Source organism: Ancylomarina sp. (assembly GCF_041555295.1).
GTDB lineage: Bacteria > Bacteroidota > Bacteroidia > Bacteroidales > Marinifilaceae > Ancylomarina.
In genome coordinates this window covers 1-1507 of sequence record NZ_JBFFKR010000480.1, presented here as the reverse complement: position 1 = coordinate 1507, position 1507 = coordinate 1, and the positions used below count along the sequence as shown (strand labels likewise).

Below are 1507 nucleotides of genomic sequence, written 5' to 3'. Positions count from 1 at the left end.
TCTCGTAGTTTGGTTACCGATTTGGCATCGCCAATAAGCTGTGAGCTATAGATACCATGATGCCCGGAAATGAGATAAGCCACAATGCAGGCAATAGCAACGTAGGGACTACAGGCTATACCAAAGAGTTCGATAGCCATAATACTGGATGCTAGTGGTGTATTGGATGCACCGGCAAAGACAGCTACAAAACCCATGGCTGCCAAAAGACCGACCGGCAAAGGCAGAAACATGGACAGGGCACTGCCTAAGGCGGCTCCAATAAAGAATAAAGGCGTTACTTCTCCCCCTTTAAAACCAGCGCCCAGCGTAATGGCTGTCAGTAGAAGTTTAAAAAAGAAAACGTAGGGTGCTTGCTGAACCGTGAAAGATTCGACAATGGTAGGTAGACCTAAGCCCAGGTATTTAGTCGTACCCAAAAGGCCTGCAATAGCTAATATGAGAAGCCCTCCAAAGAAAGGTCTCATGTAGGCTTTTTTGATGTATTTACTGCTGAGCTTGCTGTAAGATGATGTCAGCTTAATAAAGCCGAGAGCAGCTAAGCCAAAGCAAATTCCTGCCAAAATTGTGATAAGAAGACCTTGCAGATTAATATCGGGCACAAGACCTAAAATGTAATGGGAATGGGATACGCCATAAGATTTGGTGACATAATCAGCCATAAAGGAAGAAGCAAAGGCCGGGAAAATGGCATTGTATTTGATTTTTCCCATGTGAGATACCTCTAATCCGAATATGGCTCCGGCAAATGGCGTTCCGAAAACGGCACCAAAACCGGCACTCATTCCTGATATTAAAATAATGCGTCTATTGTACTTGCTCAGCTTAAAAACACGACTAAGTTGATCGGAAATAGCAGCTGCCATTTGAATTGCGGTGCCCTCACGACCGGCAGATCCACCAAAGAGATGGGTAAACACGGTTCCTCCCAGAATAAAGGGAGCCAATCGAAAAGGAATGATCTTTTTTGGCTTATGAATGTTACTGATCACCAGATTATTTCCTGGTGCAATATCTTTTCCCCAGCGGTAAAACACATAGCCCAAAAGAATCCCTGCCAAAGGCAAAAGATAAATAAGCCACTCATGTGCATTTCTAAAATCGGTGGCATATTCCAAGCTGATTAAAAAGAAGGCACAGGCCGAACCCACACAAATGGCAATGACCATTGATAACAATAGCCACTCTAATATGGATAAAAGAGCAGGTTGCTTGCTTAGAATATACTTACGAGCAAGTGAATATGAGCTGTATAGTTTTTTTTGCATAACAATCCTGTGAAATTGAAAAAGATATTCGCAGGAGTCATCAGCCATTGGGGCAGTTAAGTAGGAAAACTCCATTTCCTTTGGGTGGACAAATTTATGATTTTTTTTAAAGATCAAAAATCTCAAAAAATAAAAAAGGGATTATCTAAGCCCAATAAGAAATGAAAAACTATAAATGTCATATTTCAACTTCCTTGAACACATCTTTTGGGATTTACATTTTAATATGAAATCTCTGT

At 41.3% G+C, this 1507-nt stretch carries 1 protein-coding gene and 1 riboswitch; the gene reads right to left on the bottom strand.

Translation table 11 applies throughout. The features are described 5' to 3' along the window. Window positions 1-1268: voltage-gated chloride channel family protein (locus ABY905_RS17255; protein ID WP_372646137.1), on the bottom strand; the 1268-nt coding region annotated here is incomplete at its 3' end. A 24-nt stretch (window positions 1269-1292) separates the two neighbouring features. Then, window positions 1293-1356, bottom strand: a riboswitch (Fluoride riboswitch). Window positions 1357-1507 lie beyond the last annotated feature (151 nt).